The sequence below is a fragment of the Pseudomonas sp. NFACC14 genome, assembly GCF_900106885.1.
In the GTDB taxonomy this organism is placed as follows: domain Bacteria; phylum Pseudomonadota; class Gammaproteobacteria; order Pseudomonadales; family Pseudomonadaceae; genus Aquipseudomonas; species Aquipseudomonas fluorescens_AA.
In genome coordinates this window covers 18,020-32,279 of the sequence record NZ_FNOA01000003.1, presented here as the reverse complement: position 1 = coordinate 32,279, position 14,260 = coordinate 18,020, and the positions used below count along the sequence as shown (strand labels likewise).

Annotated in this window: 15 protein-coding genes; 10 read left to right on the top strand and 5 right to left on the bottom strand. The window is 61.3% G+C overall.

Going from position 1 to position 14,260, the window contains the following annotated elements:
• Positions 1-63 precede the first annotated feature (63 nt).
• Positions 64-726 (top strand): LysE family translocator, encoded by a 663-nt coding sequence (locus BLU85_RS06710; RefSeq protein WP_092203874.1) that lies wholly within the window; start codon positions 64-66, stop codon positions 724-726.
• An 80-nt stretch (positions 727-806) separates the two neighbouring features.
• Positions 807-1,295, top strand: coding sequence for a GyrI-like domain-containing protein (locus BLU85_RS06705; RefSeq protein WP_092203872.1), 489 nt, complete (start codon positions 807-809; stop codon positions 1,293-1,295).
• Positions 1,296-1,430: 135 nt separating this feature from the next.
• On the opposite strand, the gene BLU85_RS06700 is transcribed toward BLU85_RS06705, so the two are convergent.
• Positions 1,431-1,916 carry a GNAT family N-acetyltransferase gene (locus tag BLU85_RS06700; RefSeq protein ID WP_092203870.1) on the bottom strand — a complete coding sequence of 162 codons (486 nt, stop codon included), beginning with the start codon at positions 1,914-1,916 and terminating at the stop codon, positions 1,431-1,433.
• Positions 1,917-2,058: 142 nt separating this feature from the next.
• Between BLU85_RS06700 and BLU85_RS06695 the strand changes: the two genes are divergently transcribed.
• From BLU85_RS06695 to BLU85_RS06685, 4 genes are all read left to right on the top strand, one after another.
• Positions 2,059-2,493, top strand: coding sequence for a YybH family protein (locus tag BLU85_RS06695; protein ID WP_092203868.1), 435 nt, complete (start codon positions 2,059-2,061; stop codon positions 2,491-2,493).
• 67 nt (positions 2,494-2,560) lie between these two features.
• Positions 2,561-2,905, top strand: coding sequence for a YciI family protein (locus BLU85_RS06690; protein ID WP_092203866.1), 345 nt, complete (start codon positions 2,561-2,563; stop codon positions 2,903-2,905).
• A gap of 27 nt (positions 2,906-2,932) precedes the next feature.
• On the top strand, positions 2,933-3,064 hold the full coding sequence (locus tag BLU85_RS31325) for a hypothetical protein (protein WP_256326558.1): 132 nt from the start codon (positions 2,933-2,935) through the stop codon (positions 3,062-3,064).
• Positions 3,064-4,302 (top strand): RNA polymerase sigma factor, encoded by a 1,239-nt coding sequence (locus BLU85_RS06685; protein ID WP_092203864.1) that lies wholly within the window; start codon positions 3,064-3,066, stop codon positions 4,300-4,302. The genes BLU85_RS31325 and BLU85_RS06685 overlap by 1 nt, the downstream gene beginning before the upstream one ends.
• Before the next feature lie 427 nt (positions 4,303-4,729).
• Here the strand turns inward: BLU85_RS06685 and BLU85_RS06680 are convergent, their stop codons facing one another.
• From BLU85_RS06680 to BLU85_RS06665, 4 genes are all read right to left on the bottom strand, one after another.
• A complete protein-coding gene (locus BLU85_RS06680; protein WP_092203862.1) occupies positions 4,730-6,073 on the bottom strand; it encodes an imelysin family protein in 1,344 nt (447 codons plus the stop codon).
• A 260-nt stretch (positions 6,074-6,333) separates the two neighbouring features.
• The gene (locus BLU85_RS06675; protein WP_092203860.1) at positions 6,334-8,385 is read right to left on the bottom strand and encodes a putative bifunctional diguanylate cyclase/phosphodiesterase; all 2,052 of its coding nucleotides are present in this window, start codon (positions 8,383-8,385) and stop codon (positions 6,334-6,336) included.
• Between the two features lie 294 nt (positions 8,386-8,679).
• Positions 8,680-9,276, bottom strand: a complete 597-nt coding sequence (locus tag BLU85_RS06670; protein ID WP_003198616.1) for a superoxide dismutase — start codon at positions 9,274-9,276, stop codon at positions 8,680-8,682.
• 175 nt (positions 9,277-9,451) lie between these two features.
• Positions 9,452-10,054, bottom strand: a complete 603-nt coding sequence (locus BLU85_RS06665) for a LysE/ArgO family amino acid transporter (protein WP_092203858.1) — start codon at positions 10,052-10,054, stop codon at positions 9,452-9,454.
• A gap of 97 nt (positions 10,055-10,151) precedes the next feature.
• Here BLU85_RS06665 and BLU85_RS06660 point away from each other — a divergent pair, with 97 nt between their 5' ends.
• From BLU85_RS06660 to BLU85_RS06645, 4 genes are all read left to right on the top strand, one after another.
• Entirely contained in the window at positions 10,152-11,060 is a 909-nt protein-coding gene (locus BLU85_RS06660) for a LysR family transcriptional regulator ArgP (RefSeq protein ID WP_060738833.1), read from the top strand.
• 42 nt (positions 11,061-11,102) lie between these two features.
• A complete protein-coding gene (locus tag BLU85_RS06655; protein WP_092203856.1) occupies positions 11,103-12,095 on the top strand; it encodes an NAD-dependent epimerase/dehydratase family protein in 993 nt (330 codons plus the stop codon).
• Positions 12,096-12,201: 106 nt separating this feature from the next.
• Positions 12,202-13,077, top strand: coding sequence for an ATPase (locus tag BLU85_RS06650; protein WP_092203854.1), 876 nt, complete (start codon positions 12,202-12,204; stop codon positions 13,075-13,077).
• Between the two features lie 230 nt (positions 13,078-13,307).
• On the top strand, positions 13,308-14,150 hold the full coding sequence (locus BLU85_RS06645; protein ID WP_092203850.1) for a cache domain-containing protein: 843 nt from the start codon (positions 13,308-13,310) through the stop codon (positions 14,148-14,150).
• The last annotated feature ends 110 nt before the right edge of the window (positions 14,151-14,260 follow it).

Below are 14,260 nucleotides of genomic sequence, written 5' to 3'. Positions count from 1 at the left end.
CGGCGCCATCGATGGTCGCAGCGGCTTGTTGAACCTGCCTCACCAATCCTGATGGAATGAATGATGGAATTTTCCAGCGGTTTCCTGCTGAGCCTTTCGCTGTGCCTGGACATTGGCGTGGCCAATATCGCGATGATCACCCTGGCGATGCAGCGCGGCTATTTCCAGGGGTTCGCCCTGGGCCTAGGCACCTGCGTGGGCGATCTGATCTATGCCGTCCTGGCCTTGGCCGGCATGACTGTGCTGCTGCAATACGAAGCGGTGCGCTGGGTGCTGTGGGTCGGCGGCTCGGTGCTGTTGCTGTACTTCGCGGCCAAGATGATCCACTCGGCGATCTATCACAGCGCGGTACTGGCCGAGGCCGGTGAAGTGCAGGGCAACTCTTCGCGCCAGGAGTTCTTGCGCGGGATTTTCCTGGCCATGTCATCGCCCAGTGCCATCCTCTGGTTCGCGGCGGTGGGCGGTACGCTGATCGCCCGTTCGGGTGGCGGAACCTTGCTCAGCTCGGCGCTGTTTCTCAGTGGTTTTCTCTGCGCCGGGCTGCTGTGGTGCGCGGCCTTGTGCCTGGCGGCGACCCAGGGCGGCAAACTGTTGGGGGATAAGTTGTTGCGTTATTCCTATTGGGCATCCGCCGCGATCTTCTGTTATTTCGCGGTGTACGTGATTGTTTCTGGCTACAACGAGTTTGTAGGAAACGCCGTCACCGGGGCCCTGCCTGGCATCTGATTAGCGAAACGGCCCTGGCAATCACGGTTTGGCTTCTATACTGCCAAGCCCGACTTCACGTTTTGCTGGAGTGTTGCCGCATGGAAAAGCCCGAACGCGATTGCACAGCCGTACCACGCTTTGAACAGGGACGTTTTCAGCTCGTCGCCGGCTTTGGTGCTCGGTTTACCCAGGACACCGCCCAAGACATCCCTTTGCTCTGGGAAAAGTTCCTGCCCTGGCTCGGCAAGGTGCCAGGGCAGAAAGATGAAGTGACCTACGGTGTGTGTTGCAACCCGGACGGGAAGGGTGGGTTCGAATACATCGCCGGCGTGGAAATCAGCCGGCTCGACGATTTGCCGGAGCAATACCGCTGGATCGAAATCCAGCCAGGCCATTACGCGGTCTTCGAACACAAAGGGCCGTTGAAAAAACTGCCGGATACGTTTCAGTACATCTGGAAAGAATGGCTGCCCCATTCCGGTTACGAAGCGGCGGATGAGCCTGAATTCGAGCGCTACAGCGAAGACTTCAACCCCAGGACCGGCCAAGGCACCCTGGAGATCTGGATCCCGCTCAAGCCAAGCTGATCGTCGCAGGTCCCCTGTGGGAGCGAGCGTGCTCGCGATAGCGTCAGGCCAGCCACTTTGATGTTGACTGAAACACCGCTATCGCGAGCAAGCTCGCTCCCACATTCAGCACCTATCGATCGTTGATTCTGTTTGTCAGAACGTCAACCCCATCCGCCGCTCATAACCGATGCGGCCCTTATAGGCTTCGCCACTGTCGACCCAGCCCAACCGGGCGTACAGGCCAATGGCCGAGACGTTATCGGGATCGACCGAGAGCTCCAATCCGTGGATGTCCGGCCAGGCGGCTCGTGCCACGGCGGGCAGCGCCTGCAGGCAGGCCTTGCCATACCCTTTGCCCTGGGCCCGGTGGTCGACTTGCAAGGCATGCAGAGTGGCGCTGTGTTCGTTGGCCCAGGCGGGCAGTACCGGCGGGCGCTTGAGCAGCAGGAAGGCCACCGGCACCTCGCCAGCCAATAGCGCAAAGCCTTTGACCCCTGGGCCGGGCCGGGACAGCAGCATGTGCAGGGCGCCATGGATATCGCCGGCGAACCTGATCTGTTCGGGGTGGAGTTCGATGGCGCTGACCTGTTCGCGTTGCAGCGCGGTCAGGTCTTCGTAGGGGACGAGTCGAGCGGTCACAGAAACGTCCAATGCTTGCCGGCAGAATAGGACTGGGATTCTAGCGAATTTTCTCTTTGGAATTATTTTTGTTGGATTGTCGATTCGCTGTTTTTCCAAACGACAAAGGGTGTCTTCAACAAAAAAACTGCGGAGAATCACCATGGATACCCAAGCCACTGAAACCCGGATCCAGGCCTTGATCGACACCTACCGTCAAGCCGTCATGGCCAAGGACGTCGAAAAAGTCATGGCGCTCTATGACGATAACATTGTGTCGTTCGATGCCATCCAGGCCCTGCAATTCAAGGGCAAGACCGCTTACCGGGCTCATTGGCAAGCCTGTATGGAAATGTGCCCCGGCCCGCACAAGTTCGACTTTCATCAGGTCAAGATTACCCCGGCCGACAACATCGCCTTCGCCCACTGGCTGGCCTATTGCGGCGGCACCAACGAGAAAGGCGAGGAACAGGCCTGCTGGATGCGTGTGACGGCCTGCTACCAGCGTGTAGCCGGACAATGGCTGATCGTCCATGAACATTGGTCCGCTCCGTTCGACCCGATGGCCGGGACGGCGCTGTTCGACCTGCAACCCTGATCGTCGGTTTTTTCGCCGGGCGTCATTCTGCCGTCCATAGTTGATCAGTCCGAACACGGAGCCTTCCATGAAGTACCTATGCCTGGTGTATAGCAACGAACAGACGCTGCACAACTCGCCCGACAGCCCGGAGGACGCTGAGTGCATGGCCTATGCCGAATCGATCCAGGGCAGTGGGCGCATGCTGGCCGCCGAAGCCCTGGAGTCGGTACAGACCGCTACCACGGTGCGCATGCGTGGCGGCAAGCTGTCGATCACCGACGGCCCCTTCGCCGAAACCAAGGAGCAGCTGGCGGGCTTCTACCTGATCGACGCCAAGGACCTCAACGAAGCCATCCAGGTCGCCGGCCATATCCCGGCGGCCCGGGTCGGCTGCGTTGAAGTGCGACCGGTACGCCAACTGAACCCCTGAACAACAATCACACACAGGATTTCGTTCATGAACCTCACCGCTGCCCCTTGCGCGTTATCCATCAACCGGGTCATCGATCGCCAGGCACACGACCCTGAGGGTTGGGGCCAGGGCCTGGACCGGCTTGAGACGCTGGTTGCCCAAGGCATGCCCGACTGATGTCGGTCGAAACGGTCAAGGCGCGGGTCGAGCAGGTTTATCGACAAGACTCGCGGCGGATCCTGGCGACGCTGATTCGCCTGCTGGGTGATTTCGAACTGGCGGAAGAGGCCTTGCACGAGGCCTTTTTCATTGCGGTCGAGCGCTGGCAGCGCGACGGTGTGCCGGACAACCCGCGGGCCTGGCTGGTGTCTGCGGGGCGCTTCAAGGCCATCGACAGTTTGCGCCGACGCGCGCGTTTCGCCGCGTCCCAACCGATGTTGATCGCTCAACTCGAGGCGCTGGAACAGGATCCGTGGAGTGACGAAGACGTGGAAGACGATCGCCTGCGGCTCATCTTTACCTGTTGCCACCCGGCCCTGGCGGCGGATGCCCAGGTGCCCCTGACGCTACGGGAAGTCTGCGACCTGAGCACCGAACAAATCGCCCGGGCGTTTCTCGCCGCCCCGGCGGCCATTGCCCAGCGCATCGTGCGGGCAAAGGCGAAAATCCGTGATGCCAGGATCCCCTATCAGGTGCCGTCCCGCGCGGAACTGCCGGAGCGGTTGGACAGCGTACTGCGGGTGATCTACCTGGTGTTCAACGAAGGCTATTCGGCCTCGATGGGGGCCGAGTTGACTCGCGAAGACCTCACGCGCGAAGCCATCCGTCTCGGGCGTCTGCTGATGGAGTTGCTGCCCGAGGCCGAGGTCATGGGGTTGCTGGCGTTGATGTTGCTGCACGAATCCCGGCGCCCGGCGCGAACGTCGTCGACCGGTGAACTGATTCTGCTGGATGAGCAGGTGCGATCCTTATGGGATGCCGAGCTGATCGCCGAGGGCTGTGCGTTGGTGGAAGCCGCGCTGAAAACCCGACGGTTCGGGCCGTACTGCCTGCAAGCGGCGATTGCGGCGGTGCATGCCGAAGCGCCGACGGCTGAGCAGACCGATTGGCCGCAGATCGTCGGGCTTTACGATGTGCTGCTGCGGGCCGTGCCGTCACCGGTGATCGAACTCAACCGCGCCGCCGCCCTGGCCAAGCGCGACGGACCACAGGAAGGGCTGCGCCTGGTTGACGGGATACTCGCCAGGGGGGATTTGACGGACTACCACCTGGCCCACTCGGCGCGGGCGGAGTTCTGTCGGCAGTTGGGGCGGGTGGACGAGGCGAGGGCCGCCTACCAACGCGCGCTCGAACTGACGCAGCAACTGCCGGAACGGCGGTTTATCGAAGGGCGGCTTGCCGGGTTGCAGCCATGAACCACCGTGCGCCCCTTGTGGGAGCGAGCTTGCTCGCGCTAGTGGTAGACCAGCCAACATCAATATCGACTGATAGACCCCCATCGCGAGCAAGCTCGCTCCCACAAGAATGGTGATGACTGGTCTCGCATTTTCGAAACACCAGAACACCCTGTGGGAGCGAGCTTGCTCGCGCTAGTGGTAGACCAGCCAACATCAATATCGACTGATAGACCCCCATCGCGAGCAAGCTCGCTCCCACAAGAATGGTGATGACTGGTCTCGCATTTTCGAAATACCAGAAAGCACTGTGGGAGCGAGCCTGCTCGCGATAGCGGTAGACCAGCCAACATCAATATCGACTGATAGACCTCTGTCGCGAGCAAGCTCGCTCCCACAGGTTTTGTGGCTTGGCTGGCTGCGTTGACCCGCAGCCAGCCGGCGTTGATCAGAACTCGTGATCAGCGTTGTCCGGGTTCAGGTCGCTGATGCCCAGTTTGCCCGCAGCCTGTTCGATCGAACCGGTCTGCTTGACCAGTGCGGCGATGGCGTCGCGCACGATCTGGTTACCGGCAGTGTTGCCGGCGGCGATCAACTGGTCGTAGTGCTCACCCTTGTTGGCGTGATCGACCATGACCTGGATCTTGGCCTCGGTGTCGGCCAGGTCGGCCTTGAGCGCGGTGTCCGCGGCCGGGTCGGCCTTGGCGACCAGGGACGACAGGCTGGCGCCGGTCATCTTGGTGCCGTCGACACGGGTGTATTCGCCCAGGTACACGTTACGCACGCCCTTGGCATCGTAGAAGTGCGAGTTGTGGGTGTTGTCGCTGAAGCAATCCTGTTCGTCTTCCGGCGAGTTGGCTTCCAGGGACACCTTCATGCGCTCGCCCGCCAGTTCACCCAGGGACAGGCTGCCCATGCCGAACAGCATCTTGCGCAGGCCGCTTTCGGCCGGCTCGGCTTCCAGGGTGGCGCGGTAGTTGTCGGCCACGTTCGGCTTCCAGTTGCCGACCATTTCTTCCAAGTCGCTGACCAGCAGCTGGGTCACGGACTTGAGGTAGGCACGACGACGGTCGTTGTGGCCGCCAGTGGCGCCGGCGCCTTCCAGGTAATCCGAAGCGGGGCGATTGCCGGCGCCCGGGCCGGTGCCGTTGAGGTCCTGGCCCCACAGCAGGAATTCGATGGCGTGGTAACCGGTGGCGACGTTGGCCTCGGAACCGCCCAGTTCGTTCAGGCTGGCGAGTTTTTCCGGGGTGATGTCCTTGACGTCGACCTTGTCTTCGCCAACCTGGACTTCGGTATTGGCGATGATGTTGGCGGTGGCGCCCGGGTTACCCAGGGCGTGCTCGTAGGACTTGTCGACGTAGTCGATCAGGCCTTCGTCCAGGGGCCAGGCGTTCACCTGGCCTTCCCAGTCGTCGATGATGGTGTTGCCGAAGCGGAACACTTCGCTTTGCAGGTACGGCACGCGTGCGGCGATCCAGGCAGCCTTGGCGGCTTTCAAGGTGTCGGCGTTCGGCTTGGCCAGGAACGCGTCGACGGCGGTTTGCAGGGTCTTCGCAGTGGATTCGGCATCGCTGTAGACGGCATAGACGATGTCGGCATAATGCGCGACAACAGCCTTGGCGGCGGCTTCGTCGACTTTGCCGGCGGCAGCAGGGGCGACCGGTGCCGAGGTGCTGGCGGCCGGCGTTGGCGCTTGCGGCGCGGCGGCCTTGTCTTTGCCTTCGCCGCAACCGGCGAGGGAAATAGCGATGGCCAGCAGACTGGCGGTAGCCAGGGGCATACGAATCATGGCGAACATCCTGCTTCGGTGATGGATGGGACAGGCGCGAGGGTGCGCAAAAACTGCGACATAATGCGAAAGATTTGCATTATGTGTAAAGGGTTATGGTTGTAAATATTTCTTATTTAATGAAGGGATCGGCAGCGTCCCGTAGGAGCTGCCGAGCGAAGCGAGGCTGCGATCTTTCCACTGCCCATCGAGTCTGGAGCGAAAGATCAAAAGATCGCAGGCTTCGCCAGCTCCTACAGGAACGTGGCAAAAGAGAGGAATCAGAGGATGGACACCTTGCTGCGCTCGGCCTGCTTCAGGTAAAGGCCCAATTCCCGCGCCGGTAGCGGCTTGCTGTAGTAATAGCCCTGACCTTCGTGGCAGCCCTCGGCGATGATGTAGGCTTCCTGCTCGACCGTCTCGACGCCCTCGGCAATGACCTGCATCCCCAGGCTCTTGCCCAATTGGATGATGGCCCGGACGATGGTTGCGTCGTCTTCGTCGTCGAGCAGGTCCTGGACGAAGCTCTTGTCGATCTTGATCTTGTCCAGCGGCAGGCTCTTGAGGTAACTCAGGGACGAATAGCCGGTGCCGAAGTCATCGATGGCAATCAGCGCTCCGGAGCGACGCAGGCTAAGCAGGTGCTGGGCCGCGGTGGTGATGTCTTCCATCAGGCCGGTCTCGGTGACCTCCAGCTCGAGGCTGCGCGGTGGCAGCCGGTATATCTGCAGGAGATTGTTCACCACCCGTGGCAGTTCGGCATGGTGCAGTTGCACGGTCGACAGGTTGACCGCCATGCGCAGGTCGAGGAAACCCTGGTCGTGCCATTCGCGCAATTGCCTGCACGCCTGGTCCAGCACCCATTCACCGATGGCGATGATGGTGCCGTTCTGCTCGGCCAGGGGAATGAACAGGTCCGGCGGCACAAGGCCGTGCTCGGGATGGTGCCAGCGGATCAGGGCTTCGGTGCCCACCACCCGCAGGTCGCGGTAGCTGATCTGTGGCTGGTACACCAGGGAGAACTGCTCGCGGGCCAGGGCCTCGCGCAGGTCTTTTTCCAGCTCGCGGCGGCGGCGCATCTCGCTGTCGACGCTGGCGATGTAGAACTGGTAGCGATTGCGCGAGCGACTCTTGGCCAGGGTCATGGTCTGCTCGGCTTTCTGCAACAGTTTCTCGGTGCTGTCGCCGTCTTCGGGGAAGAGGGTGATGCCGATGGTGGCCCGCAGGCGGATTTGCTGATCGTCGATGGCGAACGGTGCTTCCAGGTCATCGAGGATGCTCTGGGCCAGTTCGGCGGCCTCGTAAGGCTGTTCGATGTCGGCCTGGACCAGGGCGAACTGGTCGCCCCCCAGCCGCGCCAGTGCGCCGAGCCGCCCACTGTGGGCCCGCAGTCGATCGGCCAGGGCCAGCAGCAACTGATCGCCGGTCTGATAGCTGAACTGTTCGTTGATGCCCTTGAAATCATCCAGCCCTACACACAACACCGCCACCCGACGTTGCAGGCGTCCGGCGTCCACCAGGATCTTGTCCAGCTGTTGTTGAAGTTGCTGGCGGTTGGGCAGACCGGTGAGAAAGTCGTACTGGGCCATTCGCAGCAGGCTGTTTTCCGCTTCGTGACGCAGGTGCGTGTTGCGCTCGATGGATTCGAGCAGTTGGTTGGCCGTGTTGATCCACAGGCCCAGTTCGTTTTGCTCGTGGCCGCGCAACTGCGGGATCTTGTGCGCACTGGGGCGATCGGGGTTGATTTCGGTCAGGTGCTCGATGATCCGCGACAACGGCTTGGTCAGCAGCCAGTGATAGACCAGGTACAGCACCAGGCCCATGGCCAGGGCCCGCAGCATCCCGGAGATGAAGATGATCACCGAGCTGACGATGAAACCCTCGCCGTAGGTGGCCGTGTCGAGGGTAATGCTCAGGTCGCCGTAATATTCGCTGTAGGGGCCACGTCCCACCAGTTGCGTGGTGAAGGTGCGCTCCTTGCCCAGGATCAGGTCGGTCAGCCAGCGGCTTTCAGAGTGCTGCAAGGGGCGGGTTTTTTCGGCGAGCATGGTTTCGCGGGGATGGCCGATGGACGCCATGCGCACGGCTTGGTCCTGGAACAGGCCTTCGATCACTTGCATGCCCATTTCCCGGTCCAGGCTGTAGACGGCCTGGGTCGATGGATCGCGGAACATGTCGAGGATACGCTGGGCGTCACTGGCGACGGCCTGGTTGGTTTTGTAGGCATCGAACACAATCTGGGCGCAGCTCAAGACCATGCCAACGATCAATGCCGAGAGGAGCACGACCCGGAGCAACTTCACAGACAAGCTGTTCTTGAGTTCCAGCTTCAAAGAGTGGTTCCTTGTTCCGTGCGGGTAGCGTCAAGTTGCCATGAGTATTGGCAATCCTGTGATGTCAGTCAAAGGGACAATCAAACACAAGGGTTTTCGCTTGAAACCTGGCCGATGTACGTTTTTTCCAGAGTGATTGCTCTACGACCATTGTGTCGGTTGCAAGGCACCGCAACTTGAGGCCTGCCGGGATTTTTTCTTGGGTTCCGGACACGAGGTATTTGGCTTGCGATCAATTTTCTCACGCAAAAAAAACCCGGCACGGCGCCGGGTTTCCTTTGTCTGGCATCGAGCTTAGGCAGTAAAGGCTTTGCCTTCGAACTGCTCGGCGACGAATTTCCAGTTGACCAGGTTCCAGAACGCTTCGACGTATTTCGGACGAACGTTGCGGTAGTCAATGTAGTAGGCGTGTTCCCACACGTCGCAGGTCAACAGCGGGGTGTCGCCGCTGGTCAGCGGGTTGCCGGCGCCGATGGTGCTGGCCAGGGCCAGGGAACCGTCAGCCTTTTTCACCAGCCAGCCCCAGCCGGAACCGAAGGTGCCGATGGACGTCTTGCTGAACTCTTCCTTGAACTTGTCGAACGAGCCGAATGCCTTGTTGATGGCTTCAGCCAGGGCGCCGGTTGGTTGACCGCCGGCGTTTGGCGCCAGGCAGTTCCAGTAGAAGGTGTGGTTCCAGACCTGAGCGGCGTTGTTGAAGATGCCGCCCGAGGAAGTCTTGACGATTTCTTCCAGGGTCTTGCCTTCGAACTCGGTGCCAGGCACCAGGTTGTTCAGGTTCACGACGTAGGTGTTGTGGTGCTTGTCGTGGTGATATTCCAGAGTTTCTTTGGAGATGTGCGGCTGCAGTGCGTCGTGTGGATAGGGCAGCGGCGGCAATTCGAAAGCCATGGTGATTCTCCTAATCAGGTCAGTTGCGGTGAGCGCAAGGCCGATCACGGGCGGCCAGACTAGCGCCGGGGAGTTTGTACTCTTTGCGGCGCAGGAGTCGGATCATAGCACCGGGGGTGCGGCATAACCACGCAACAACTGTGTGGAATAGAGGTTCCAGAGCGGTTTGGAATAATCAGCCGGCGACAATCAATTGCATCGCCACGGTAAACATCATCACCGCCACCAACAGGTCCAGGATCCGCCAGGTGCTTGGACGGGCCAACCAGGGGGCCAGCCATGCGGCACCGATGGCCAGGGTGAGGAACCACAGCAGCGAGGCACTGGCCGCGCCCACCACATAGGCGCCGGGCACGCTCTGCTGGGCACCGAGGGAGCCGATCAGCAGCACGGTGTCGAGGTAGACGTGGGGGTTGAGCAACGTCACCGCCAGCGCGCTGAGCAAGACTGCCCGCAGCGAGCGCACAGCCTGGTTTTCACCCTGTTGCAGGCTCTGCTTCGAACAGGCCCGGCGCAAGGCCAGGCTGCCGTACCAGAGCAGGAACGCCGCGCCGCCCCAGCGGGCAATCGACAGCAGTAACGGGCTCTGGGCCAGCAAGGTCGCCAAGCCGAACACTCCGGCGGCGACCAACAGGGCGTCGCAGGCGATGCACAGCGCCGCGACCGGCAAGTGGTGCTCGCGGCGCAGGCTCTGGGCCAGCACGAATGCGTTCTGGGCGCCGATGGCCATGATCAGCCCGAGGGCCACCAAGAGCCCGTTCACATAGCTTTGCCACATTGTTTTATCCCCCGGCAGTTGATGAATTGCTGGCCATTCTCCTGTGGCGAGTTGTATAAGAAAAACCAATATTGCTGATTGCTCATTAGGGAAACTGATGTTCGATTACAAATTGCTCTCTGCCCTGGCCGCCGTGGTCGAGCAGGCCGGTTTCGAGCGCGCGGCCCAGGTGCTGGGTTTGTCGCAATCGGCCATTTCCCAACGGATCAAGCTGCTCGAGGCGCGTGTCGGTCAGCCCGTTCTGGTGCGTGCCACACCGCCAGCACCCACGGAAATCGGTCGTCGGTTGCTCAACCACGTGCAACAGGTGCGGCTGCTCGAGCGCGACCTGCAGAGCCTGGTGCCGGCGCTGGATGAAGAGGGCCTGCCGGAGCGTTTGCGCATCGCCTTGAACGCCGACAGCCTGGCAACCTGGTGGGCCGCTGCCGTGGGAGATTTCTGCGCCGACCATCACCTGTTGCTCGACCTGGTGGTGGAAGACCAGACTGTGGGCCTCAAGCGTATGCGCGCCGGTGAAGTGGCGGCCTGTGTCTGCGCCAGCGAACGCCCGGTGGCGGGTGCTCGCAGCGTGCTGCTGGGGGCGATGCGCTACCGGGCGTTGGCCAGTCCGGCCTTCATCGCCCGGCACTTTCCCGACGGCGTGCGGGCCGATCAACTGGCTCGTACGCCGGCATTGGTGTTTGGCCCGGATGATTTCCTGCAGCATCGCTACCTTGCGTCCGTAGGCGTGGAGGGCGGTTTCGAGCATCATTTATGCCCCTCGTCCGAAGGTTTCATCCGTCTTGCCGAGGTGGGGTTGGGCTGGGGGCTGGTGCCGGAGCTGCAAGTGCGCGAACAGCTGGAACGGGGCGTGCTGGTGGAATTGTTGGCAGATAAACCGATCGATGTGCCGCTGTACTGGCATCATTGGCGCAATGGTGGACAGTTGCTCGGCTTATTGACTGAGCGATTGATCGCAGCGGCAAGCAGCACGCTGCAAGCGGTAAGTGAAAAGCGCTTGGCTTGACGCTTGTGGCTTGTAGTTCGAATCTGATTTTTAGGAGCATGCATGAAGATTTTGGTCACCGGCGCGAGCGGCTTCATCGGCGGGCGTTTTGCGCGTTTCGCCCTGGAGCAGGGCCTGGATGTACGGGTCAACGGTCGCCGGGCCGAGAGTGTGGAACACCTGGTGCGTCGCGGTGCGCAGTTCGTCCAGGGCGACCTGAACGACCCTCTGCTGGCCCGCGACTTGTGCCTGGATGTCGAGGCCGTGGTGCATTGCGCCGGCTCCGTGGGACTGTGGGGGCGCTACCAGGATTTCCATCAGGGCAATGTCCAAGTCACGGAAAATGTCGTTGAAGCCTGTCTCAAGCAGAAGGTGCGCCGCCTGGTTCATCTGTCCTCGCCGTCCATTTACTTCGACGGCCGTGACCACCTCGGATTGATCGAAGAACAGGTGCCCAAGCGCTTCAAGCACCCTTACGCCGCCACCAAGTACCTGGCCGAGCAGAAAGTCTTCGGTGCCCAGGAGTTCGGCCTCGAAGTGCTGGCCCTGCGCCCGCGTTTCGTGACCGGTGCCGGTGACATGAGCATTTTCCCGCGCCTGCTGAAAATGCAGCGCAAGGGACGACTGGCCATTGTCGGCAACGGGTTGAACAAAGTGGACTTCACCAGTGTGCAGAACCTCAACGAAGCGTTGCTCAGCAGTCTGCTGGCCACCGACTCTGCCTTGGGCAAGGCCTACAACATCAGCAACGGGGCACCGGTCCCGCTGTGGGACGTGGTCAACTATGTGATGCGCCAGATGGAAGTCCCGCAGGTCCGGCGTTATCGTTCCTACGGCTTGGCCTACAGCCTCGCGGCCCTGAATGAAGGATTCTGCAAGTTGTGGCCAGGTCGTCCCGAGCCGACGCTGTCGCGCCTGGGCATGCAGGTCATGAACAAAAATTTCACCCTGGATATCAGTCGTGCCCGGCATTATCTCGATTACGATCCGCAGGTCAGCCTGTGGACCGCCCTCGATGAATTTTGCGCCTGGTGGGGTGTCCAGACAGCCCGCTGATCGGCCCATCCTGAACCGAGTGCCGGGTTCGGGGTCAATCGGTGCGGCGGGCGAGAGGGTTATACTCGCCGCATCAAGCCATTATCGGTTTCCCAAAGGTCGAACCATGCCCATGCGTAACGATGCCAACGACGACTTCGATGATGTACCGAGCCTGCGGATGCGGGCCGATATTCCCGATGACGATGATTTCATGCCCAGCCGCCAGCCTCACGTGCAAGCGCGCCCGGCGCCCGTTGCCGCGGCCAAGGTCAAGGGGCCCAGCACCGGGCCGCTGTGGGCATTGGTCGGCGCGCTGCTGTGTGCATTCGGTTTCCTGGCCTGGTGGAGCTTCCAGCAGATTTCCCTGATGGAGCAGCAACTGGTGGCGACCCAGGAAAGCTTCGCCCGGATCAGTGAGGATGCGGCAGGGCGCTTGCAGGACATTTCCGGCAAGGTGGTCGCCGGGCAGTCCAACGTCATGAGCGACAGTGAAGCCTTGAAGCTGCAGATCAAACAGTTGGAGAACAAGCTGCAGGAACAGGGGCGGCAATTCGACGGCAAGCTGCAGGAGCAGTACAGACTACAGCAGGCCACGTTCGGCCCCTCTGCCGACCTGGACAAGGAACTGGCCCAGCTCATCGCCCAGGCCTCGGAACAGCAGAACACCAACACGCAGTTGCAGGCGTCCAACAAGGAGCTCCAAGCTCAGGTCAAGGCGCTGGCGGCAGAAGTGACCGCCCTGAAGAGCCAGGGCGAGGGTGGGGCCTTGGATGCCCAGCTCAAGAGCATCGGTGCTGACATCACCGCCCTGAAAAGAGCCACCTCCAACTCTGCCATCGACCGCCTGGAGCAGGAAGTGATCGTGCTCAAGAGCCAGCAGGACAAGGGCGGCAACACGGCCGAGTTTGACGCCTTCCGCGGCCAGGTCACCCGTAACATCAACACGTTGCAGGCGCAGATCCAGAACTTGCAGCAGCAACTGCGCGCTGGGGCTCAATAAGCCGTTTGTGCGCGCATCATTTCTGAATGTGCCGCCGCTATCGCGAGCAAGCTCGCTCCCACACTAGAGGGTACTGACCCTGTGGGAGCGAGCTTGCTCGCGATGACGTCCTGTCAGTCAATATCAATACCACTGGCTCACCCAGGCTCCCCAGCAATTCCCTGAATACTCCAACATCACCCCACGCCGTCTACGCTCTTGAAACACCAACAAGAACGAGGGGCGCACGCATGGGGTTTTTTCACAGGATGGCCTGGCTGGGTGCAATGCTCATGCTGGGGTTGGCTCAGGCCCAGGCGGCCACTGCGGACGATGGCCAGGCGGCCCGGGCACTGCTGGAGAAGGCCTTGGCCTATTACCACGACAACGGCGACAAAGCCTTTGCCGCGTTCAGTCGCCAAGGGGAATTCGTCGACAAGGATCGCTACGTGTTCGTGGTGGATACCCGAGGTGTAATGCTCGCCAGCGGCGGGCCGTCCCAGGCGTTGATCGGGCGGGACGTGTCCGATGTGCTGGGGCCGGATTTGCGCAAAGCCTTCAAGGACGCCTTGAAAACCCCCGAGGCCAGTGGCATCCAACAAGCCGAATACCGCTGGCAGAACTGGACGGACGGCAAGGTCGAGCGCAAGCATGTGTATTTCCAGCGTGTTGGCGAACGAATCCTCGCTGTCGGCTACTACCTGCCCCGGGCTTCCGCCGAACAGGCCAGGGCGTTGCTGGACAAGGCCTCGAATGACCTGCAAAAAAACGAGAAGGCCACGCTGACGGCGGTCAACTCCCTCAAGGGCGGTTACCTGCAGGATGACTTGTATGTCTTTGTCGTCGACCTCGATACCCGGCGCTATGTCGGCCATGGTACCAATTTGCGCTTGATCAATACCGACTTCGCCAAGGTCAAGGACCCGGATGGCAAACCGGTGGGCGAGCCGATCCTGGCGCTGATCGGCAAACAGGGCGAGGGAGAGTACGAGTACCGCTGGAAGAATCCGGTGACCGGCAAGGTCGAGGATAAACACGCGTACCTGAAGAAGGTCGGGCATTTCCTGGTGGCGGTGGGGTATTACAGCCCTTGATGCGAGGCGCTGGACATTGTGGCGAGGGAGCTTGCTCCCGCTGGAGTGCGCAGCGCTCCCCAAAAAAGGGGGCTGCTACGCAACCCAGCGGGAGCAAGCTCCCTCGCCAC

Bases quoted from the DNA above. Each gene is read 5' to 3' on its own strand.
- BLU85_RS06660 (WP_060738833.1), top strand. From the start codon at position 10,152: ATGTTCGATTACAAATTGCTCTCTGCCCTGGCCGCCGTGGTCGAGCAG.
- BLU85_RS06705 (WP_092203872.1), top strand. From the start codon at position 807: ATGGAAAAGCCCGAACGCGATTGCACAGCCGTACCACGCTTTGAACAG.
- BLU85_RS31325 (WP_256326558.1), top strand. From the start codon at position 2,933: ATGAACCTCACCGCTGCCCCTTGCGCGTTATCCATCAACCGGGTCATC.
- BLU85_RS06695 (WP_092203868.1), top strand. From the start codon at position 2,059: ATGGATACCCAAGCCACTGAAACCCGGATCCAGGCCTTGATCGACACC.
- BLU85_RS06670 (WP_003198616.1), bottom strand. From the start codon at position 9,276: ATGGCTTTCGAATTGCCGCCGCTGCCCTATCCACACGACGCACTGCAG.
- BLU85_RS06685 (WP_092203864.1), top strand. From the start codon at position 3,064: ATGTCGGTCGAAACGGTCAAGGCGCGGGTCGAGCAGGTTTATCGACAA.
- BLU85_RS06710 (WP_092203874.1), top strand. From the start codon at position 64: ATGGAATTTTCCAGCGGTTTCCTGCTGAGCCTTTCGCTGTGCCTGGAC.
- BLU85_RS06655 (WP_092203856.1), top strand. From the start codon at position 11,103: ATGAAGATTTTGGTCACCGGCGCGAGCGGCTTCATCGGCGGGCGTTTT.
- BLU85_RS06690 (WP_092203866.1), top strand. From the start codon at position 2,561: ATGAAGTACCTATGCCTGGTGTATAGCAACGAACAGACGCTGCACAAC.
- BLU85_RS06645 (WP_092203850.1), top strand. From the start codon at position 13,308: ATGGGGTTTTTTCACAGGATGGCCTGGCTGGGTGCAATGCTCATGCTG.
- BLU85_RS06665 (WP_092203858.1), bottom strand. From the start codon at position 10,054: ATGTGGCAAAGCTATGTGAACGGGCTCTTGGTGGCCCTCGGGCTGATC.
- BLU85_RS06680 (WP_092203862.1), bottom strand. From the start codon at position 6,073: ATGATTCGTATGCCCCTGGCTACCGCCAGTCTGCTGGCCATCGCTATT.
- BLU85_RS06650 (WP_092203854.1), top strand. From the start codon at position 12,202: ATGCCCATGCGTAACGATGCCAACGACGACTTCGATGATGTACCGAGC.